The sequence below is a fragment of the Streptomyces sp. NPDC020845 genome (assembly GCF_044334165.1).
Taxonomy (GTDB): domain Bacteria; phylum Actinomycetota; class Actinomycetes; order Streptomycetales; family Streptomycetaceae; genus Streptomyces.
In genome coordinates, this window is record NZ_JBIRSJ010000016.1 from 187,693 (window position 1) to 208,101 (window position 20,409).

Annotated in this window: 19 protein-coding genes; 9 read left to right on the top strand and 10 right to left on the bottom strand. The window is 71.4% G+C overall.

Annotated features, from left to right (window positions below; all coding sequences use genetic code 11):
- The first annotated feature begins 393 nt into the window (after nucleotides 1-393).
- Nucleotides 394-597 carry a hypothetical protein gene (locus tag ACH4U7_RS38070; RefSeq protein ID WP_398532336.1) on the top strand — a complete coding sequence of 68 codons (204 nt, stop codon included), beginning with the start codon at nucleotides 394-396 and terminating at the stop codon, nucleotides 595-597.
- A 159-nt stretch (nucleotides 598-756) separates the two neighbouring features.
- Here the strand turns inward: ACH4U7_RS38070 and ACH4U7_RS38075 are convergent, their stop codons facing one another.
- Nucleotides 757-1,347, bottom strand: a complete 591-nt coding sequence (locus tag ACH4U7_RS38075) for a class I SAM-dependent methyltransferase (RefSeq protein ID WP_398532428.1) — start codon at nucleotides 1,345-1,347, stop codon at nucleotides 757-759.
- A gap of 504 nt (nucleotides 1,348-1,851) precedes the next feature.
- On the bottom strand, nucleotides 1,852-2,124 hold the full coding sequence (locus tag ACH4U7_RS38080) for a hypothetical protein (RefSeq protein WP_398532337.1): 273 nt from the start codon (nucleotides 2,122-2,124) through the stop codon (nucleotides 1,852-1,854).
- 344 nt (nucleotides 2,125-2,468) lie between these two features.
- Here ACH4U7_RS38080 and ACH4U7_RS38085 point away from each other — a divergent pair, with 344 nt between their 5' ends.
- Nucleotides 2,469-3,449, top strand: a complete 981-nt coding sequence (locus ACH4U7_RS38085; protein WP_398532338.1) for an ArsR family transcriptional regulator — start codon at nucleotides 2,469-2,471, stop codon at nucleotides 3,447-3,449.
- Here the strand turns inward: ACH4U7_RS38085 and ACH4U7_RS38090 are convergent.
- Both ACH4U7_RS38090 and ACH4U7_RS38095 read right to left on the bottom strand, forming a co-directional pair.
- A complete protein-coding gene (locus tag ACH4U7_RS38090) occupies nucleotides 3,440-3,904 on the bottom strand; it encodes a MaoC family dehydratase (protein WP_398532339.1) in 465 nt (154 codons plus the stop codon). The two genes, ACH4U7_RS38085 and ACH4U7_RS38090, sit on opposite strands and share 10 nt — an antisense overlap.
- 180 nt (nucleotides 3,905-4,084) lie before the next feature.
- The gene (locus ACH4U7_RS38095) at nucleotides 4,085-4,759 is read right to left on the bottom strand and encodes a hypothetical protein (protein ID WP_398532340.1); all 675 of its coding nucleotides are present in this window, start codon (nucleotides 4,757-4,759) and stop codon (nucleotides 4,085-4,087) included.
- A 201-nt stretch (nucleotides 4,760-4,960) separates the two neighbouring features.
- Here ACH4U7_RS38095 and ACH4U7_RS38100 point away from each other — a divergent pair, with 201 nt between their 5' ends.
- The 5 genes from ACH4U7_RS38100 (at nucleotide 4,961) to ACH4U7_RS38120 (ending at nucleotide 12,561) form a co-directional block, all read left to right on the top strand.
- Nucleotides 4,961-7,777, top strand: coding sequence for a penicillin acylase family protein (locus tag ACH4U7_RS38100; RefSeq protein WP_398532341.1), 2,817 nt, complete (start codon nucleotides 4,961-4,963; stop codon nucleotides 7,775-7,777).
- A 273-nt stretch (nucleotides 7,778-8,050) separates the two neighbouring features.
- Nucleotides 8,051-9,121: a LysR family transcriptional regulator gene (locus ACH4U7_RS38105; RefSeq protein ID WP_398532342.1), complete on the top strand. Its 1,071-nt coding sequence runs from the start codon at nucleotides 8,051-8,053 to the stop codon at nucleotides 9,119-9,121.
- A gap of 294 nt (nucleotides 9,122-9,415) precedes the next feature.
- The gene (locus ACH4U7_RS38110) at nucleotides 9,416-10,210 is read left to right on the top strand and encodes an SDR family oxidoreductase (RefSeq protein WP_398532343.1); all 795 of its coding nucleotides are present in this window, start codon (nucleotides 9,416-9,418) and stop codon (nucleotides 10,208-10,210) included.
- A 56-nt stretch (nucleotides 10,211-10,266) separates the two neighbouring features.
- The gene (locus ACH4U7_RS38115; protein WP_398532344.1) at nucleotides 10,267-11,931 is read left to right on the top strand and encodes an AMP-binding protein; all 1,665 of its coding nucleotides are present in this window, start codon (nucleotides 10,267-10,269) and stop codon (nucleotides 11,929-11,931) included.
- 36 nt (nucleotides 11,932-11,967) lie between these two features.
- Nucleotides 11,968-12,561, top strand: a complete 594-nt coding sequence (locus ACH4U7_RS38120) for a TetR/AcrR family transcriptional regulator (protein ID WP_398532345.1) — start codon at nucleotides 11,968-11,970, stop codon at nucleotides 12,559-12,561.
- 19 nt (nucleotides 12,562-12,580) lie between these two features.
- Here ACH4U7_RS38120 and ACH4U7_RS38125 read toward each other — a convergent pair whose 3' ends face one another.
- The gene (locus ACH4U7_RS38125; protein WP_398532346.1) at nucleotides 12,581-13,795 is read right to left on the bottom strand and encodes an acyl-CoA dehydrogenase family protein; all 1,215 of its coding nucleotides are present in this window, start codon (nucleotides 13,793-13,795) and stop codon (nucleotides 12,581-12,583) included.
- A gap of 7 nt (nucleotides 13,796-13,802) precedes the next feature.
- Nucleotides 13,803-14,834 carry a phosphotransferase family protein gene (locus ACH4U7_RS38130; protein WP_398532347.1) on the bottom strand — a complete coding sequence of 344 codons (1,032 nt, stop codon included), beginning with the start codon at nucleotides 14,832-14,834 and terminating at the stop codon, nucleotides 13,803-13,805.
- A 365-nt stretch (nucleotides 14,835-15,199) separates the two neighbouring features.
- Here ACH4U7_RS38130 and ACH4U7_RS38135 point away from each other — a divergent pair, with 365 nt between their 5' ends.
- A complete protein-coding gene (locus ACH4U7_RS38135) occupies nucleotides 15,200-16,126 on the top strand; it encodes an NADP-dependent oxidoreductase (protein WP_398532348.1) in 927 nt (308 codons plus the stop codon).
- 89 nt (nucleotides 16,127-16,215) lie between these two features.
- Here ACH4U7_RS38135 and ACH4U7_RS38140 read toward each other — a convergent pair whose 3' ends face one another.
- The 4 genes from ACH4U7_RS38140 to ACH4U7_RS38155 form a co-directional block, all read right to left on the bottom strand.
- Nucleotides 16,216-16,629 (bottom strand): DUF202 domain-containing protein, encoded by a 414-nt coding sequence (locus ACH4U7_RS38140; protein ID WP_398532349.1) that lies wholly within the window; start codon nucleotides 16,627-16,629, stop codon nucleotides 16,216-16,218.
- A 4-nt stretch (nucleotides 16,630-16,633) separates the two neighbouring features.
- Nucleotides 16,634-17,062 carry a YidH family protein gene (locus ACH4U7_RS38145; RefSeq protein WP_398532350.1) on the bottom strand — a complete coding sequence of 143 codons (429 nt, stop codon included), beginning with the start codon at nucleotides 17,060-17,062 and terminating at the stop codon, nucleotides 16,634-16,636.
- Between the two features lie 39 nt (nucleotides 17,063-17,101).
- Nucleotides 17,102-17,659 carry an NUDIX hydrolase gene (locus tag ACH4U7_RS38150; protein ID WP_398532351.1) on the bottom strand — a complete coding sequence of 186 codons (558 nt, stop codon included), beginning with the start codon at nucleotides 17,657-17,659 and terminating at the stop codon, nucleotides 17,102-17,104.
- Between the two features lie 66 nt (nucleotides 17,660-17,725).
- Complete coding sequence (locus ACH4U7_RS38155; protein WP_398532352.1) at nucleotides 17,726-18,430, bottom strand: hypothetical protein; 705 nt, start codon at nucleotides 18,428-18,430, stop codon at nucleotides 17,726-17,728.
- A 271-nt stretch (nucleotides 18,431-18,701) separates the two neighbouring features.
- On the opposite strand from ACH4U7_RS38155, the gene ACH4U7_RS38160 reads away from it, so the two are divergent.
- Complete coding sequence (locus ACH4U7_RS38160) at nucleotides 18,702-20,357, top strand: FAD-binding dehydrogenase (RefSeq protein WP_398532353.1); 1,656 nt, start codon at nucleotides 18,702-18,704, stop codon at nucleotides 20,355-20,357.
- The last annotated feature ends 52 nt before the right edge of the window (nucleotides 20,358-20,409 follow it).

The window sequence follows — 20,409 nt, forward strand, 5'->3', positions numbered from 1 at the left end:
GCGCGGAATGCGCCCGCTTGGCGCGCGAGAAGGAGGCGGCGCGCAAGTCCGGAGACCTGAGCAAGGTCACCGACTGTTCCGTGTTGCTGAGGCGACACCCGGATCATGGCAAGAGGGGCGCTTACGCCGGGAAGGGGCGGGCATGACGCGCGCTACCTACCGGTTCCGTGAGTTCACGATCCGGCCCGATCTCCGGCCGGAATCAGAACCGATCACGTCCACTATGCGGTGCGCGACGTGCGATGAGAGCGGACCGACGACGGAGGAGTTCGAAGAGGGCACGGGGTGGGCCGGCAGGCACCTCAAGGCCAACCCGGATCACGTGGACTACCGGGAACACATCACGCGCCCGTACCGGTTCGAGCCGGGAGCGTGGCAGTGAGGGGAAGGTCGATGGAGCGGCAGGGCGCGAAGGGCGACGGGCCGCGTCACGCCCTCGTCGGCAACGTGCCGCCCGACTGGATTCCCGGCACGGCCGGGGACGACGTGATGACCGTGCACAAGGTGCGCGATGGACGCCCGGTCTGCGGTGCCACCGGAGAGGTGGACGAGTGGCGGCGGGCGATCACCTGCCCCGCCTGCCTCACCACCGAGTAACCCAACCCCGCCCCGCCCCGGAACCACTGCGAAGTAGACCGGCCGGGGCGAGTGTCCCCCATCCTGGTCCAGCCCTCCTGGTAACACCGGCCCTCTGAAGCGGCCCCCGTCGTCCCCGATTGGTTCCCTGAGTCGGACGACGGGGGCTTTCCCAGGGCCCTACCCCGCGCGGCGCGCGGTGGCGAGCCACAGCGCGGCCCCCAGCCGGACGCCGTTCGGGGACGCGTACGGTTCCAGCGCCTCGGCGAGTACCTGCCGGGCGCGCTCGCGAGCCGGGCGGTCGGCCGAGGCCAGCGCCGCGCGCAGGGCGCCCGTGCCGGCCATGAACTCCGCCGCGTCCCCGGGCTTGTTCCCCATCAGCAGCCGCACCTCCACCGCATCGACCGTCACCCGCGCGAAACTCGCCCCGGCCAGCAGCGCACGCACCCGGGCGGGGTCGCTCAGCGAGAACGCCTGCCCCTCGCCCGAGGGCTCCGTACCGCGCAGCGCCAGGGCCGGGACCCGCGCGAACTCGCTGCGCCCAGGGTGCTGCCAGCTGAGGAAGGCCAGCCGGGCGCCGGGGCGCAGGGCGGCGGCCAGATTGCCGAACGCCGCGGGCGGATCGGCGAAGACATGCATACCGAGTCGGCTGACCAGGGCGTCGTGGGAGGCGGGCGGGAAGGCGTACGTCTGCGCGTCGGCCCGCAGGAACCTCGCGTTCCGTACGCCCTCGGCTGACGGCCCCGCTGCTCGACGCCGCCGCCCCCGCAGAAGCGCACGCCTGGTCGGCGTGCTGAGCTGTGCCCACGCCGACCTGCCCGAGTGCCTCCAGGAGCATGTGCGGGACTATCTCGCCGCGCGGGGCTGACCCCGCCCGGCGCGGGGGCGTCCCATGCCACGGCATCAATCCCACACGTAGAGTTCCCACCAGCCGCTGGACGTAGACCACGCGCAAAGCCATTCTTCGTAGCCGAGGTTTTCCGCGGTCTCCTGGCAGTCGCGAAGGGTCCTGCACTGGTAGATGGGCCCGCCCGGTCGGCTCAGCACAGGGCTGCAGGAGGCTGCCGCGCTTTCTGAGGGTTCGGGCGCTGCCTGCGCGGTGGTGGTGGCTCCGCCGGCCAGCACGGCGGCTCCCATCGCCACACTGGTGAGCCAGACTCGTGTACGCATGGAACGGTTCCTTTCAGATGGCGGGGCCGCAGCCCCGGCAGCGGGGTGTGGCTGCCGGGGCTGCGGTGATCAGTCCGTTCAGGTGGCTTTCAGGGCGTCACGTGCTTACGATTCGTTGTCCACGTACAGTCCCCAGGCGCCGCGGCTGGAGCTCCACTCGCAGTACCAGTAGCTATAGACGGAGTTCTCTCCGTCGCCCTCGCACCGTGCCAAGGTGGAGTACCAGCCGACGCGGACGATGCTGAAGGCAGTGGTCGGTGCGGCTGCCGTCGTGTTGCTGTCGACGGGCGCGGGAGCGGCCTGCGCGGGAGCGGCCAGGCCCCCCAGCACAAGCGCGGACCCAAGGGCCGCGCCAGCGAGGACATTGCGCATACGCATAACTCATCCTTCTCTCTCGACGGATGGACTCGTAGTGCTCGTACCCGAGTGCCGCTCTACAGAAGTGCACGTCACACCCGTGCCCAGCCCCGAGTACCTAACCGATAGCCCCCGAAGCCAAGTTCTGAGTAGCCATCGGGCCCTATGCATTGTTTCCATGGACCTCGTTGCTGCGTGGATGTGTGAGTTTCCGTGGCCGGTTAGCAGCTTCCACGGCCCCACGCGCACGGCTCACACTCTGAACCGCAGCCCCACTATCGGGTTCGAGTGCGGTTCACGCATTCGATTCGGTTCTGACCGAACTGTGAGGAGCCCAGAGAGGCTTGCCAGGGCAAGGGGGAGTCATGCTGCGGGTGTGCTTCACGGCTGAGGACCTGCTGTGTGTCACCTTCGCCGACGAGCCAGCACCCATGGTGGAGCTGACGCTCGCCATCGCGGCGCTGCAGCGGTCCGACCCGATCTTCACGCTCTGGCGGCGGCGGATGAGTCACACCCTGCCGCGCTCCGCGGGTCCACTGCTGGAACTGATCCCGGCCACGGCCAAAGGGCCACTGTTCCTGGACCCGCCAAGCCAGGGATTCGACGACGGAGTCGAGCAGGTTCTGTCGGCCACCACCTCGTTTGTCCGCACCGAGCTGCGGCGCGTGCATATTCCCGGCTACCCCCCGGCCCCCTGGACTCGTCTGCTGGGCGACCGGGATCGGGAAGCCTGGCATATCCTCGAAAAGGCCGTACGGGCAGGACACGAAGACGTCCTGGCTGGCTCTTGGGACCGCATCCGTGCCGGTTTCGACGCCGAACGTGCCTGGCGCATCCAACTCCTGGCCGGTCAGGGCATCCGTGCGACGCTGGCCAGCCTCTCCCGAGGGGCACGCTGGCGCGGCACCACTCTGGAGTTCGACAGCCCCGACGACGTCGAGATCACGCTCGACGGCCAGGGCGTCACCCTGCTGCCGTCGGTTTTCTGGACCGGTCGGCCCCTGGTCGGCCGGTACGCCCAGGGAACGTTTCTGATCTACCCGGCCGTAACGCCTCTGCCCCTGCTGGACGACCCCACCACCACCAGCGCGCTGGCGGCGCTGCTGGGACGCACCCGCGCCGCCCTCCTGGAACAGCTAACCCGTCCGCGCACCACCACTGATCTCGCCCGCGATCTCGGCGTGGCCAAGTCCTCGGTGTCCGAACACACTAAAACCCTCCGCGACGCCCACCTCATTACCGCCCAACGAGACGGCAAGACGGTCTGGCACTCTTGCACCCCTTTGGGCCTCAGCCTCGTTACCAACTCCTGGCATCGCAAGCCGCCCAGCGCTCATCAGAGGTAGTAGCGGGCCACGGACTCCGCCACACACACCGGCTTCTGCCCGCCCTCGCGCTCCACGGTCACCACCAGCGTCACTTGCACACCGCCGTCGGCCACCTCGGTCACCTCCGCCAGCCGCCCCGTGGCGCGCAGCCGCGAGTCGACCGGGACGGGGGAGGGGAAGCGGACCTTGTTCACACCGTAGTTGATCCCCATGCGTACGCCTTCGACCGACAGCAGCTGCGGGGTGAACGAGGGCAGCAGCGAGAGCGTCAGATAGCCGTGGGCGATCGTGGTCCCGAAGGGGCCCGCGGCCGCCTTCTCCGGGTCCACATGGATCCACTGATGGTCGCCGGTCGCCTCGGCGAACAGGTCGATCCGCTTCTGGTCGATCTCCAGCCAGTCGCTGGGGCCGAGGTCTTCCCCGACCGCCGAACGCAGCTCTTCGGGTGAGGTGAAGATCCTTGGCTCTGCCATGTCACGGCCTCCCTGGCATCCGACCACTAAGCGACTGCTCAGCATGGACGGGCGGGCGCCGCCTGTCAACGAGCCACGGCCATGGCGCCCGACGCGAACGGGCTACGGCCATGGCGCCCGACGCGGCGGCGCGCCCGCCGGTTTCCGACGGGCGCGCCCCGGGCCTTGGCCATGGCTCCCTCACACGGTGGCGTACCGCCTGTGGGGCCGGGCGGACGCGGTGGCCGAGGTGGATGCGGCGGAGTGGCCGGACTTGGGGGCGCGGCCGGACCTGGTGTGGCGGGCGGCGGCCAGGGCCTCAGGGGTGAGCACCGGTGCGGGGACGACGATGCCGCAGGTGCCGCACATCGGCCCCTCCCAGGGGTAGCGGCCCAGGTTGTCGTGCCAGGTCAGCCGGTCCTGTGTGCAGACCGGGCAGGTCGAGGCCGGCCCCGACTCCATCGCGAGGATCAGCCGGCGCAGCACCTCCGCCAGCCGGTCGTCGGGGTGGGCCGATGGGCTTTCGCAGGGCATGATGTGGTTTCCGCCCCAGGTGTGCAGATGCCACTCGTCCACGGGGCTCGGCTGGCGGATGCCGTGGTGCTTCTCCTGCCGGCGCCGGGCCGCGAAGTCCGCCTCGTACGCGAGCCACAGGGCCCGCGCCTCCTCCAACTCCTCCAGCGCGGTGATCAGTAGTGCCGGTTCGGGGTGACGGTCCTCCAGGGCGATCCCCGCCCGGGAGCACAGATGGTGCCACGTCGCTCGATGCCCGTACGGCGCGAACCGTTCGAGGCATTTGCGCAGCGAGGTACGGCGCGCAGTGATGTGCCTGCGTGGGTTGCGGACGTCTCGTGCGAGTGCTCTGAAACCGGCCATCTCTTTCCACCTCCGCGGGTGCGGACCCGACTCGTTGTGGAATGGACGTAACGGAGCGCGATCCGGATCCCTTCGATTCGGGAAATCCGCAAAGAAGCCGAAGGAAGTTGAGCCTTCCGCAAAAGGTGACGGCTGCTCATCTTCCGGGCCGGTCATACCGCCGGTAACCTCCCGTCCCAACGGCACCCGGGAGGAGCGTATATGCGACGACGAACCGGCAAGCTCACCTGTACCGCGATCGCCACTACGGCCGTACTGGCCCTCGGCGCCGCGCTCGCGGGGCCGCTCCCGCAGCGGGCGCAGGCGGCGCCGGCCGCCGCGGCCGTCACCGACTACTGCCAGGACCAGTGCTCGGACATCCTGCCGCCGGGCCAGAACGGCAACGCCACGCTCGCCGAGATCCTCGCCAACCGCGCGTTCGGCACCCACCCCGAGCACAGCACCGACCAGCTCGGCCCCTACAACAACCTGGTCGCCGGGTATCCGACGCTCACCGATGACAAGCTGACCGACTTCTTCAACGACTCGTCGTTCGGGGTGCCAGCCGACCAGGTGGCCTCGGTGACCAAGCCGCGCGACGATGTGACGATCACCCGCGACAAGAAGACCGGGGTGCCCCATATCCAGGGCACCACCCGCGAGGGCACCGAGTTCGGCGCCGGATACGCCGCCGGCCAGGACCGGCTGTGGCTGATGGACCTCTTCCGGCATGTCGGCCGCGGCGAGCTGACCTCCTTCGCCGGCGGCGCCGAGGCCAACCAGGGCCTGGAGCAGAGCTTCTTCGGCCAGGCGCCGTACAAGGAGGAGGACTACCAGGCCCAGATCGACTACATCCTCGCCACCCAGGGCGAGCGCGGCAAACAGGCGCTGGCCGACGCCCAGTCGTACGTGGACGGCATCAACGCCTACCGCAAACAGGCCAAGGACGGCCGCTACTTCCCCGGCGAGTACGTCCTCACCGGCAAAATCGACGCGATCACCAACGTGGGCGAGATCGAGCCGTTCAAGCTCACCGACCTGATCGCCCTCGCCTCCGTCGTCGGCGCCCTGTTCGGCAACGGCGGCGGGGGAGAGGTGGAGTCGGCGCTGTCGCTGCTCGCCGCCCAGCAGAAGTACGGCCTCGCCGAAGGCACCAAGGTGTGGGAGTCCTTCCGGGAGCGCGACGACCCCGAGGCCGCGCTGACCGTGCACGACGGCACCAGCTTCCCGTACGCGGGCAAACCGGCGAACGCCAAGGGCACCGCCCTGCCCGACCCCGGCTCGCTCACCCCCGAGCAGCTGGTCTACGACAAGACCGGCAGCGCCAGGACCGGCGCCACAGAGCGGGTGAAGGCCCCGAAGAAACTGGAAGCCCTGCGCGGTGTCTACGACGACGGCGTGCTGCCCCGCGATCTGTTCAGCCGTAAGCACGGCATGTCCAACGCGCTCCTGGTCTCCGGCAAATACACCGCCAGCGGCAATCCCGTCGCCGTCTTCGGCCCGCAGACCGGCTACTTCGCCCCGCAGCTGCTGATGCTCCAGGAGCTCCAGGGCCCGGGCATCAGCGCCCGCGGCGCCTCCTTCGCGGGCGTGGGCATGTACATCCAGCTGGGCCGCGGCCAGGACTACGCCTGGAGCGCCACCACCTCCGCCCAGGACGTCACCGACACCTTCGCCGTCGAGCTGTGCACACCGGACGGCTCCACCCCGACGAAGGACTCGACGTACTACCGTTACCACGGCTCCTGCCTGCCGATGGAGAAGATCGAGCGCCGTAACGCCTGGAAGCCGACCCTCGCCGACTCCACCGCCGAAGGCTCGTACCGGATGCAGGTCTACCGCACCAAGTACGGTCTGGTGACCCACCGCGCGACGGTCGACGGCAAACCCGTCGCCTACACCCTGCTGCGCGCCAGCTACCGCCACGAGGCCGACTCGATCGTCGGCTTCCAGATGCTCAACGACCCCGGCTATGTGAAGGACGCCAAGTCCTTCCAGAGCGCCGCGCAGCACATCAACTACACCTTCAACTGGTTCTACGCCGACTCCCGGCAGACCGCCTACTACAACAGCGGGCTGAACCTGGTCCGGGCGGCGGACGTGGACCCCTCGCTTCCGATCAAGGGCGAGGCGGCGTACGAGTGGCGGGACTTCGACCCGACGGTCAACACCGCCGCCTATACCCCGCCCGCCCAGCACCCCCAGTCCATCGACCAGGACTACTACGTCAGCTGGAACAACCGGCAGGCCAAGGGCTACACCGCGGCCGGCTTCGGCAACGGCTCGGTGCACCGCGGCAACCTCCTCGACGACCGGGTGCGGGCGTTGGTGAAGAAGGGCGGGGTGACCCGCGCCGCGCTCACCCGCGCCATGGCCGAGGCGGCCGTCGCCGATCTGCGCGGCGAGGACGTGCTGCCGGAGCTGCTGAAGGTCCTGCGCAGCGCGCCGGTCACCGATCCGCAGGCGGCCAAGGCCGTACAGCAGCTGGAGTCCTGGCAGACGGCGGGCGCCCAGCGCCGCGAGACATCCGCCGGCTCGCACACCTATGGACACTCCGACGCCGTACGGATCATGGACGCGTGGTGGCCGCTTCTGGTTGAGGCAGAGTTCAAACCTCAGCTGGGCACCGATCTGTACGATGCGCTGCGCGCCAATCTGACCGTCGACGAGGCGCCCTCGGCCGGCCACGGCCCCACTGGCTCGCACGCCGGATCCTCCTTCCAGTACGGCTGGTGGTCCTACGTCGACAAGGACCTGCGCGCGGTTCTCGGCGAGGACGTCCAGGGCCCGCTCGCCAAGAAGTACTGCGGCGCCGGCGATCTGTCCGCATGCCGTGACGCCCTCCTGACCAGCCTCAAGCAGGCCGCGGCCAAGCCCGCCACGGAGGTCTACCCCGGCGACGCCAACTGCTCGGCGGGCGACCAGTGGTGCGCCGACTCGATCATCCAGCGCCCGCTGGGCGGCATCACCCACGACAAGGTGCACTGGCAGAACCGGCCGACGTACCAGCAGGTCGTGGAGTTCCCCACGCACCGCTGACGGCCTCGCGCCCCAACCTCGCGCCGCGGCGGGCCGGCACAACGGCCCGCCGCGGCGCCGGTGCGTCGGCCGTGTCCGATCCGCCCCGTCCTTGCCTGCTGTCGTCGTCGGCGGCAGCTGCGGGAATTGCCGAATCCCCCGGCGAAATGCGGTCGGCCGAATTCCCGAATACAAATCTCAAGAAAATTGCCGCTGTTCTCCGGATCAGTTTGCCGGAGCCCATTGGACTATGCTGCGAAGCCGGAATTCGTAAGCTCGGAGCGGAAGGCCGGCATGCCCTTAAACCCCCGGTGGCAGTACCCCACGGCACTGCTCGACACCACGATGGACCAGCTCCGCACGCTGCTCGCGGTCCACGAGGCGGGTACCGCACTGGGCGCGGCCCGGCTGCTGGGGCGGGAACAGTCCAGCGTTCAGAAACAACTCGACACCATGAACCGGAACTTCGGCGCGCTGTGCGGTGAACCGCTCGTACTCAAGCGCGGCCGGAGCCGTAACGTGCTCTTCACCCCCACAGGGGAAGCCCTGGCCAAACTCGCGCGCGGCACGCTGCAGGACTGGCTGGACTCGGTGCACGGCTGCCGCCGCCGGCTCGGCAGCCGGCTGAACGTGGGCTCCACCCGCTACACCCTCGGCTTTCTGCTCAACGCCGTGGAACTGGTCACCGAAGACTTCGAGAGCCGTGGCGTGGAGCTCAAGGTCGAGCATGTGCGCACCCGCGATCTGCTGGACCGGCTCGGCTCCAAGGAACTCGACCTGGTCTGCGGCTCCGTGCTGACCACCGGGGACGGGGACAGCCGGCTGGACGGCTTCGAGGTGATGGAGTGGCGGCGCAGCGGGCTCTCCCTGGTGACCAACCTCTCCGAGGACGAGCTGCCGGGCCCCGGACTCTCGGTCCGCGAACTCCCCGGGCTGCCGCTCGCGGTCTCCGCCGACGGCCTGATACCCGGCTTCCTGCGCGGCTGGTTCGGCGCCCGCTACCGCCAGGAGCTGCGTATCGCGGCCGAGATCGACACCGTGCAGTACGGCCTGGAACTGCTCTCCTCCGGCGTGCTGCGCGGCTGTGTGCTGGTGACCCAGGGGATCGGCGAAGCGGTCGCCGACGGGCGGCTGCAGAGCGGCGCGGGGCTGCGGACGCTCCAGCTGGCGGATGACCTCGGGCCGGATCTGGCCGTGCTGGTCGGGGTGTTTGTACGCGGCGGGGAGCGCACCGCGTGGGACGCCGCCCATCCGCTCAACGTCCTGTGGGACGCCCTGGCGGGCGAGAACGCCCGCTGGCGGAGCGTGATGAAGAACCCGGGCGGGGCCGGGGAGGGCGCGGGCGGCGGGGAGCGCGGCAGCTAGGCCCTGCCCGCCCGGCCGCCCTGTCTGCCCAGCCGTGCGTTTGCCCGTCTGCCCGCGTGCCCGTCTGCCCGCGTGCCCGCGTGCCTGTCTGCCCGCGTGCCCGCGTGCCCGTCTGTCCGGCCGCCCGTCTGCCCTGGCCGCGCGGTACCCCGGCGCTTCCCTTCCGTACCCCCGGCGCTTCCCTTCCGTACCCCGTCGTGCCCCTTCCGTTTACACATACCGACTGGTTAGTCTGCCGAGCAGCTGAGCGACGCGGCTGAGTGACGCAGTCGACCCCCGGCCGAAGGAGCATGCGTGGACACCGTGCGAGGAGACGCCGTGCGTGGGAACGCCGTGCGTGGCGCGCGAACCGTGGTGACCGGGGCGGGAGGCGGTATCGGCGCCGCCCTGGCCCGCCGGTTCGCCGCCGAGGGCGCAAGCGTCGTGGTCAACGACCTCGACGCCGACAAGGCGAAGGCCGTCGCCGACGAGATCGGCGCGGTGGCCGTGCCGGGCGACGCCTCCCGCGTGGTGCCCGAGGCGCGGGCGGCGCTCGGCGGGGGCATCGACATCTACTGCGCCAACGCCGGCGTCGCCCCCGTCGGCGGCCCCGAGGCCGACGAGCTGCTGTGGGCGGACGCCTGGGACGTCAACGTCATGGCGCATGTCCGGGCGGCCCGTGAGCTGCTGCCCGAGTGGCTGGAGCGCGGCAGCGGCCGCTTTGTCTCCACCGTCTCCGCCGCCGGTCTGCTGACCATGGTCGGCTCGGCCCCGTACAGCGTGTCCAAGCACGCCGCGCTCGCCTTCGCCGAATGGCTGTCCACGACCTACCGCCACCGCGGCGTCAGCGTCCACGCGATCTGCCCGCAGGGCGTCCGCACCGATATGCTGCGCGCCACCGGGGCCACCGGCGACCTCATCCTCGTGCCGACGGCGATCGAGCCCGAGCAGGTCGCCGACGCCCTCTTCGACGGGATCGCGCAGGAGCGCTTCCTGATCCTTCCGCACCCCGAGGTCGCCGAGTACTACGCGGCCCGCGCCACCGACACCGACCGCTGGCTCGCGCATATGAACCACCTCCAGCGCAAGGTCGAAGAGGCCACCGGCTGATACCCCCACCCCCATCCCCCGAGCAGACAGTCCCCCGAGCAGACAGGGCCGCCCTCATGACCTCGTACCAGGACCAGCCATGGCTCGCTCAGCTCAACGAGGTGCAGCGCCAACCGATCCGGCCCCGGCCCAGCGTGCTGCACGCCTTCCGGGACGCCGTGCGGACCAGGCCCGACCGGGCCGCGCTCGCCTACTTCGACGGGCAGGTGACCTACCGGGAGGCCGACGAGCTCTCCGACGGCATCGCCGGCCATCTCGCCGCGCGGGGCTTCAGGCCCGGCGACCGGCTCGCGATCATGCTGCAGAACACCCCGCACTTCGTGCTCGCCCTGCTCGGCGCGTGGAAGGCGGGCGGCACGGTGGTGCCGGTCAACCCCATGTACAAGGGGGGCGAGCTCGGCCACATCCTGGCCGACGCCGAGGTGAGCGCCCTGGTGTGCTCGGGCCACGCCTGGGAGGAGTACGCGCGCGAAACCGTCGCCGCCTCCTCCTCCGTACGCATCGCGCTCACCGCCGACGCGTACGACTTCCAGACCCGCGACGACGTCCGCGTCCTCACCCATCGGCGCATCCCCGCGCCCGAGGACACCGACGATCTGCTCGCGGCCGCCCGCGGCGGCGCGGCGCGGCCGGATGTGCCGGAGCCCGGCCTCGACGACATCGCGCTGATCAGCTACACCTCGGGGACCAGCGGCACCCCCAAGGGCGCCCTGAACACCCACGGCAACATCTCCTACAACGCCGACCGGCAGCATGTCGGCCACGAGATGCCCGACGGCTCCACGATCTTCGTGCTCGCGCCGCTGTTCCACATCACCGGCATGGTCTGCGAGCTGGCCGCCTCCATCGCGGACGGCGGGACCCTCGCCATGGCCTACCGCTTCGAGCCGGGCGTCGTCCTCGACGCCTTCGCCGAGCACCGCCCCGCGTACACCGTCGGTCCTTCCACCGCCTTCATGGCGCTGATGGCCCACCCGAAGGTGACCCGCGACCACTTCGCGTCCTTCCTGCTCGCCTCCTCGGGCGGGGCCCCGCTGCCGCCCGCGCTGGTCGAGCGGTTCGAGGCCGACTTCGGGCTCTATCTCAAGAACGGCTACGGCCTGACCGAGTGCACCGCCCCCTGCGCCAGCGTCCCGCCCGGCACCCGGGCCCCCGTCGACCCGGTCTCGGGCACCCTGGCGGTCGGCCTGCCCGGACCGGACTCGGTGGTGCGCATCATCGACGACGAGGGCCGGGACGTGCCGTTCGGCGAGCCGGGCGAGATCGCGGTGCGCGGTCCCATGGTGGTGCCCGGCTACTGGCGGGCACCGGAGGCGAGCGCGGCGTCTCTGCCCGACGGGGAGCTGCGCACCGGGGACATCGGTTTCATGGACCCGGACGGCTGGCTGTACGTCGTCGACCGCAAGAAGGACATGATCAACGCCTCGGGCTTCAAGGTGTGGCCGCGCGAGGTCGAGGACGTGCTGTACACCCACCCCGCCGTGCGCGAGGCGGCCGTCGTCGGCGTCCCCGACCCGTACCGCGGGGAGACGGTCAAGGCGTACATCAGCCTGCGGCCGGGCGCCGAAGTGGCGCCGGAGGAGCTGACCTCGTACTGCGCGCAGCGGCTCGCGGCGTACAAGTATCCGCGCCGGATAGAGATCCTGCCCGAGCTGCCCAAGACGGCCAGTGGCAAGATCCTCAGACGGGAGCTGCGGGAGTCGCGGAGCCCCCGGGAGTAGCGAACCCGGCACCAACGAGAGGCAGGTGGCGACCAGATGGCCAGAATGAGGGACGGCGACGGGAAACCGGTGCCACAGCGCTTGCTGGCCGCGGCCACCCGCCTCTTCGCCGAGCGCGGCTACGACCGGACCTCCGTCCAGGAGATCGTCGAGGCGGCCGGGGTCACCAAGGGCGCCCTCTACCACTACTTCGGCTCCAAGGACGATCTGCTGCACGAGATCTACGGGCGGGTGCTGCGGCTGCAACAGGAGCGCCTGGACGCCTTCGCGGACGCGGACGCGCCCGTCGAGCAGCGGCTGCGCGACGCGGCGGCCGACGTCGTCGTCACCACCATCGACAACCTCGACGACGCGACGATCTTCTTCCGGTCCATGCACCATCTCGGCCCGGAGAAGCACAAGCAGGTACGGGCGGAGCGGCGGCGCTACCACGAGCGGTTCCGCGCCCTGGTGGAGGAGGGCCAGCGGGCCGGGGTGTTCAGCTCGGACACCCCGGCCGACCTGGTGGTGGACTACCACTTCGGCTCGGTCCACCACCTGGGCACCTGGTACCGCCCCGACGGACCGCTCACCCCGCAGCAGGTCGCCGACCACCTCGCCGACCTGCTGCTGCGTGCCCTGCGGCCCTGACAGCGGGTTTTAGAGGGTTTCAGAGGTATTTCTTCAGCTCCCGTCGTGCCAGCGACCGCTGATGCACCTCGTCCGGCCCGTCCGCGAGCCGCAGCGTCCGCGCCGCGGCCCACAGCTCGGCCAGCGGGAAGTCCTGGCTGACCCCGCCCGCGCCGTGCAGCTGCACCGCCTGGTCCAGGATGTCGACGACCGTGCGCGGGGTGGCGATCTTGATGGCCTGGATCTCGGTGTGCGCCGCCCGGTTGCCGACGGTGTCCATCAGCCAGGCCGTCTTGAGCACCAGCAGCCGCAGCTGCTCGACGGCCACCCGCGCATCCGCGATCCACGCGTGGACCTGGCCCTGTCGGGCGAGCGGTTTACCGAAGGCCGTACGGGACACCGCCCGGCGGCACATCAGCTCGATCGCGCGCTCGGCCATGCCGATCAGCCGCATGCAGTGGTGGATACGGCCGGGGCCGAGCCGGGCCTGGGCGATGGCGAAGCCGCCGCCCTCCTCCCCGATCAGATTGGCGGCCGGGACGCGCACACCGTGGAAGACCACCTCGGCGTGGCCGCCGTGGTAGTGGTCCTCGTAGCCGTAGACCCGCATGGCCCGGCGCACCTCGACGCCCTCGGTCTCCCGTGGCACCAGCACCATCGACTGCTGACGGCGCAGGTCGGAGCCGTCCGGATCGGTCTTGCCCATGACGATGAATATCTTGCAGTCCGGGTTCATCGCCCCGGAGATGTACCACTTGCGGCCGGTGATGACGTAGTCGTCGCCGTCCCGCTCGATCCGGGTCTCGATGTTGGTCGCGTCGGACGAGGCGACCTCGGGCTCGGTCATCGCGAACGCGGAGCGGATCTCGCCCGCGAGCAGCGGCTCCAGCCACTGCTTGCGCTGCTGCTCCCTGCCGAACTGGGCCAGCACCTCCATGTTCCCGGTGTCCGGGGCGGCGCAGTTCAGGGCGGTGGGGGCCAGCTGGGGGCTGTGGCCGGTGATCTCGGCGAGCGGGGCGTACTGGAGATTGGTCAGCCCCGCGCCCAGCTCGGCGTCTGGCAGAAACAGGTTCCACAGGCCCTGCTTACGCGCCTCCGCCTTGAGCTCCTGGACGACCGGCGGGGTCAGCCAGGGGGAGTCCAGCCGGGCGCGCTGCTCCTCGGCCACCGCCTCGGCCGGATGGACATGCTCCGCCATGAAGGCGAGCAGCCTGGCTCGCAGCTCCTCGGTACGGGCGTCGAATGCGAAGTCCATGGCTGTCTCAGCCCTTCCGTAGCGTGGTGAGGCCGCTCTCGACGAACACCGGGACGACTTCGCCGATCCGGTCGAAGCCGGCGCCGACGGTCTGGCCGAGGGTGAACCGGTAGTGGATGCCTTCGAGAATCACGGCGAGCTTGAAGTAGGCGAACGCCGTGTACCAGGCGACGCCGCCGACATCGCGGCCCGAGCCGGCCGCGTACCGCTCGATCAGCTCGCTCGGCGCGGGGTGGCCGGGGGCGCCGCTGGTCGTGGTGATCGGCGAGTCGGACGAATCCTCCTGCTCGCTGTACATCACCAGCAGGCCCAGGTCGGTCAGCGGATCGCCGAGCGTGGACATCTCCCAGTCGAGAATCGCCTTGATCCGGTCATCGGCGCCCACGAGCACGTTGTCCAGCCGGTAGTCCCCGTGTACGACGGTGGGGGTGCCAGAAGAAGCGGCGACGGGCAGGGCCTTGCCGAGCGCTTCGTGCAGCTCGTCGATCCCGGGCAGCTCACGGTTGCGGGAGGCGGCCAGCTGCTTGCCCCAGCGGCGCAGCTGCCGCTCCAGGAACCCGTCCGGGCGCCCGAAGTCGGCGAGGCCGACGGCGGCCGGGTCGACGGCGTGCAGCTCGACCAGGGTGTCCACCAGGCCGAGCACGACACGGCGGGTGCGCTCCGGGCCGAGGGGAGTGAGCTGTTCGGCCGTGCGGTACGGCGTGCCCTCGACGAACTCCATGACGTAGAAGGGCGATCCGAGGACCGAGTCGTCCTCGCACAGCAGCACCGGCTCCGGCACGGGCACCCTGGTCGGGTGCAGCGCGCCGATCACCCGGTGCTCGCGCCGCATGTCGTGGGCGGTGGCGAGCACATGGCCCAGCGGCGGGCGGCGCACGACCCAGCGGGCGGCGCCGTCGTCAACCGTATAGGTGAGATTCGACCGCCCGCCCTCGATCAGCTCGGCACGCAGCGGCCCACGCACCAGCCCCGGCCGCTCACGGTCCAGATGGGCGCGGAGCCGTTCGAGGTCGAGTCCTGGCGGATTGCCTGAGTTCATCGGTCTCTGCCTCCGTTGGGGGGTGCTGCGGGCGGTCGCGGGGCGGGTGATCGGACGGTCCCGCATCATGATGCCGACCAGTCGGTATGGAGTCCAGTGCTGGGCCGTTCGAGGTACGCGGCCGTGTCGTTGTCCCCCTACTGCGACAGCAGAGGCGGACCAGAGCCGAACCTGGTGCCCATCGACCGCAGCTTCCAGATGACCACTGGCAGCTCCGGCTGCCGCAACGTCAGCCAGGGGTGGCCGGCTCCGTTTGCGCCGGGTCGGCGGGCGCGGGAGCGTCGAAGACGGGAGCGCGGGCTCCGGCCGCGCTCGCCGTCCGGCCCGTACACCGCGCGGGAACGCAGGAACGCAAGGAGCGCCCCATGAAGGCCATCACCTACCGCCGCTACGGCGGCCCCGAGGTCCTGGAGTACGGGGACGTCCGCGAGCCCAAGGTCGGCCCCGACACCGTCCTGGTCAAGGTCACGGCCGCGGCCGTCAACCCGGTCGACTGGAAGGCCCGGGCGGGCTATCTGGATTCCGTCCTGGAGGCCGTCTTCCCGGTCATCCCGGGCTGGGACGTCGCGGGCGTCGTCGAGCGGACCGGCCCGGCGGTGACCGAGTTCGCGGCGGGCGACGAGGTGATCGGATACGTCCGCGAGGACTTCCTGTCCCGGGGCACCTTCGCCGAATACGTCGCCGCCCCCTTGCGGACGCTCGCCCGCAAGCCGCGGAACCTCACGTTCACGCAGGCCGCGGGCATTCCGCTGGCGGGCCTTACGGCGTACCAGACGCTGGTCAAGGCGCTGAAGGTGGCCGAGGGCGACACCGTTTTGGTGCACGCCGCCGCGGGCGGCGTCGGTTCCCTGGCCGTCCAGCTGGCCAGGCACCTCGGCGCCCGCGTCATCGGCACCGCCAGCGAGCGCAACCACGAATACCTGCGCTCGCTGGGCGCCGAGCCGATCACCTACGGGGACGGGCTCCGCGATCGGGTACGGACGCTGGCCCCCGGAGGGGTGCACGCCGTCTTCGACAGCGTCGGCGGCGAAGCGCTCACCGAATCCGTCCCGCTGCTGGCCCCGGGCGGGCGGCTGGCCTCCATCGCCGACCAGGCGGTCCTCGCCCTCGGCGGCCGCTATGTCTTCTGCCGGCCCGACCCGAACGACCTCCAGGACCTCACCGATATCGCCGAGCGCGGCGCCCTCGGCGTGGAGGTCTCGTCCGTGTTCCCCCTGGAGAAGACCGCCGACGCGCACCGCCTCAACGAGGAGGGCCACACCCGCGGCAAGATCGTCGTCACGGTCGGCTAGGGACGAGTTTCGGCGGATCAGGCCGTCGGCGGATCAGCGCGTCATCGGGGCAGCGCGTCACGGGGGCAGCGTGTCACCGGATCAGCGCGTCATCGGGTCAGCGCGGCGCCGAAGGCCACGAGCGCCAGGGTGCAGCCTGCCGCCGCCGCGGCCGCCCGCGGGGACAGTGCGGGCGGACGCGGCGCGGACATCGCCCGGATGCGGCGGCCCGCCACACCCAGGAAGCCGAGCCAGGCCAGTGCGGCCAGCGCCGCGCCGAGCACGGACACCGGCCCGGTCCCGTTGTGCAGGGCCTGCCGTGCGGCCAGCGACGCGGCGACAGCGCAGGCCAGCGTCGTACGCCGCCAGGCCAGCCGGGTCCGCTCGGGCTGCAGCCCGGGATCCCGCTTCCAGGAACCACCCTCGGATCCGTGATCGGGTGGCTCGGAGGACTGGGGATCGGGTGACTGGGGATCGTGTCGCTCGGGGCGCTGCGGCCCCGTGGGCGAGTCGGGCCCGGCCATCGGCTCAGCCGCCCCAGCGGACCGCGACGAGGCCCACCATCACCAGGGCGATCACCCCGACGGCCAGCCCCAGCACGACCGGGAAGCGGGAGACCGGCAGGTCGTCGCCGCGCCGCATCGCCCGCTCACAGCGGACCCAGTGGTTGAGCGCCCGCACCGCGCACACCGCGCCCCCGGCCAGCAGCGTGAGGGCCGCCGCGAGCCGCAGCGTGCTGTTCGTGTCCGGAAGGAACTGATCAACCGCGAAGCCGCCGCCCACCAGCGCCATCGCGGTGCGCAGCCAGGCCAGGAAGGTGCGTTCGTTGGCGAGGGAGAAGCGGTAGTCGGGGGTCTCCCCCTCGGCGCGCAGCCGCTCGGGCGCGAACCACAGCCGCACATCCGCGACGGCGGAGGCGAGCCTGCCCCGGGTCGGCGTGCGGTTGGCGTCGATCATGGGACAAGCGTACTAGGGCTCGTCCGGACCCTCCGGACCCTACGGACCTGCCGGAGACCGGCCCTGGTGGCGCCACTCCTGCAGCCGCCGATATGCCTCGGCGCCGTCCGGCACCCACTCCCACTGCGCCAGCCGCCGCCCCAGCTCGTCCTCGTCCAGGAAGGCGTGCCAGGCGATCTCCTCGGCCTGTGGGACGACCGGCAGCTCGCAGCGGACCTCGTAGATCCGCGACCACCAGGTGTGCTCGGGCGTGTCGTAGAGGAAGGAGAACAGCGGCGTCGGCGCGGGCAGCCCGGACACCCCCAGCTCCTCCTCGGCCTCGCGCAGCGCCGCCGTGTCGTACGACTCGCCCGCGCCGACGACACCGCCGACGAACATGTCGTACAGGGAAGGGAAGACGAGTTTGTTGGCGGTGCGGCGGTGGACGAAGATCCGGTCCGCGCCGTCCCGGGTCAGCACGAAGACGGTCCGGTGGCGCAGTCGGCGGGCCATGGCGTCGGCGCGCCGGGCCTGGCCCACCACCCGGTCTCGCTCGTCCACGATGTCCAGCAGCTCATCGGCGGAACGCGGCTCCTGAGACGGTTCCTCGTCAGACATGCCGCCATCCAAGCAGAAGGGGGGCTCATGCAGTACAGGGGCTCATACAGCAAGGGGGCGCGGCGGTCAGCGCCGCTGTCCTCCGCCCGGGTACCCCGGGTAGCCCGACCCGCCGTGGTGGCGCCCCCCGCGGCCGGACCCGTCGTAGCCGGAGCCGTCGTAGCCGGAGCCGTACCGGTCCGCCCACTCCTTCGCCCAGCGGGCCGCCTCCTCCCGGTCCCGCTGCCAGTCCTCGGCGGTCCGACCCTGGCCGCCCCAGTGGGACGGCCAGGAGGGGCGCGTCGGCTGCTGGGTGCGGGCCGGGGGCTGGGTGGGCTCCGTGGACGGGGCCTTGGGCTGTGCGGTCGGGACACTGGGGGCCGCCGCGGGCTCGGCGGTGCGCGAGGCGCCCGGCAGCGGCTTGGCGCCGGCCACCGCGTCGGCCACCGGGACGGCGTCGTCCGCGCTCGCGTCGGGCGCCGACGACGGAGCATCGTGTGCGGGCGCGGCGGCGGCCTGGCGGCCGTCCTTGCCCAGCATCAGGAAGAGCGCGGTGGCGGCGCCGGTGGCGGAGAGCAGAATCGCCCCGGCCGCGGCCTTGCGCCGGTCGCTGACGGGGCGTCGGCGGGCGTGCCGGGGGCCGACCACCTCACCCCGCAACACCTGCGGCCCCTCCTCGGCGCAGGACCCGGAGAGCTCGACGGGCTGCGGGCCGGGAGTGACCAGCGTAGGACTCACCACGCGCTTGTCCGCGCTGTGCGGTCGCGAGGGAGAAGGATGGTGGTCAGCCATGGTGCTTGATGATGCCCGCCCGCCGAACCCGCTGTCCATCTCGGCGATCGATTGTCCCCTTTATTGGCGTTACGTCGCACAAGGCGGCGCGGGGCGGGAGTTGGGGTCCGCGGCCGGGCGCCGTGAAGCTCGTGGCTGGGCGCCGCCCGCCCGGCGGGTTGACGCCATACCGGCCGGTAGGCAGGATCGACCGACACCACCGGTGCCCGGGCACCACGGCCCGGCCGCCGGCTCTCCTGCGCGCTCCTGACAGAACGGGACACCAGAAACCATGGCGTACGACGCGGATGTGATCGTGGTCGGGGCGGGGCTCGCGGGCCTGGCGGCCACCGCCGAACTCGCCGACGCGGGCCGCAAGGTGATCCTGCTGGACCAGGAGCCCGAACAGTCCCTCGGCGGCCAGGCCCACTGGTCCTTCGGCGGCCTCTTCCTCGTCGACTCGCCCGAGCAGCGCCGGCTGCGCATCCGCGACAGCCGCGAACTGGCCTGGCAGGACTGGCTGGGCACGGCCGGGTTCGACCGCGAGGAGGACCACTGGCCGCGCCGCTGGGCCGAGGCGTACGTGGACTTCGCGGCCGGGGAGAAGCGGGCCTGGCTGCACGCCCAGGGGCTGCGGCTGTTCCCGCTCGTCGGCTGGGCCGAGCGCGGTGGCTACGACGCGACCGGGCACGGCAACTCCGTCCCCCGCTTCCATATCACCTGGGGCACCGGCCCCGGCGTCGTCGCGCCCTTCGAGCGGCGGGTGCGGGCCGCGGCCGCCCGCGGCCTGGTCCAGCTGCGCTTCCGGCACCGGGTGACGGGGCTGTCCCGCAGCGCGGGCGCCGTCGACACCGTCACCGGCGAGATCCTGGAGGCCAGCGACGCCGAGCGGGGCGCCCCCAGCAGCCGCGAGGTCACCGGCGCCTTCGAACTGCGCGCCCAAGCGGTGATCATCACCTCGGGCGGGATCGGCGGCAACCACGAACTCGTCCGCCAGAACTGGCCCGAGCGTCTTGGCACCCCGCCCGAGCGGATGCTCTCCGGCGTCCCCGCGCATGTGGACGGCAAGATGCTGGGCGTCGCGGAGGCGGCGGGCGGGCGGCTGATCAACCGCGACCGGATGTGGCACTACACCGAGGGCATCGAGAACTGGAACCCCATCTGGCCCCGGCACGCCATCCGTATCCTGCCCGGCCCCTCCTCGCTGTGGTTCGACGCCCGCGGCAAGCGGCTCCCCGTGCCGCTGTTCCCCGGCTTCGACACCCTCGGCACGCTCGAACACATCATGCGGACCGGCTACGACTACACCTGGTTCGTCCTCACCCGGAAGATCATCGAGAAGGAGTTCGCGCTCTCCGGCTCCGAGCAGAACCCGGACCTGACCGGCAAGAGCGTCCGCGATGTGCTGAACCGCGGGCGGGGCGGGGCCCCGGGCCCGGTCCGGGCGTTCATGGACCACGGCGCGGACTTCATCGTCGAGAAGTCGCTGACGGGCCTCGTACGGCGGATGAACGAGCTCACCAAGGAGCCGCTGATCGACGAGGCCGAGCTGCGCCGCCACATCGTCGCCCGCGACCGGGAGATCGCCAACCCCTACACCAAGGACCTCCAGATCACGGCCCTGCGCGGCACCCGCAAATACGTCGCCGACCGCCTCATCCGCACCGCCGCCCCGCACCGCATCCTCGACCCCAAGGCGGGCCCGCTGATCGCCGTGCGCCTCAACATCCTGACCCGTAAGACGCTGGGCGGCCTGGAGACCGACCTGTCCGCGCGGGTGCTGACCGAGGGCGGGGAGCCGCTGCCCGGCGTGTACGCGGCGGGCGAGGCGGCCGGGTTCGGCGGGGGCGGCGTCCACGGCTACCGCTCCCTGGAGGGCACCTTCCTCGGCGGCTGTCTCTTCTCCGGCCGTACGGCGGGCCGCGCGGCGGCGAAGGCGGTGGGGTAGGGCGGCCGGTGGGGCAGGGCGGGTGCGCCGACTTCTGACGGAAGTCTGACGA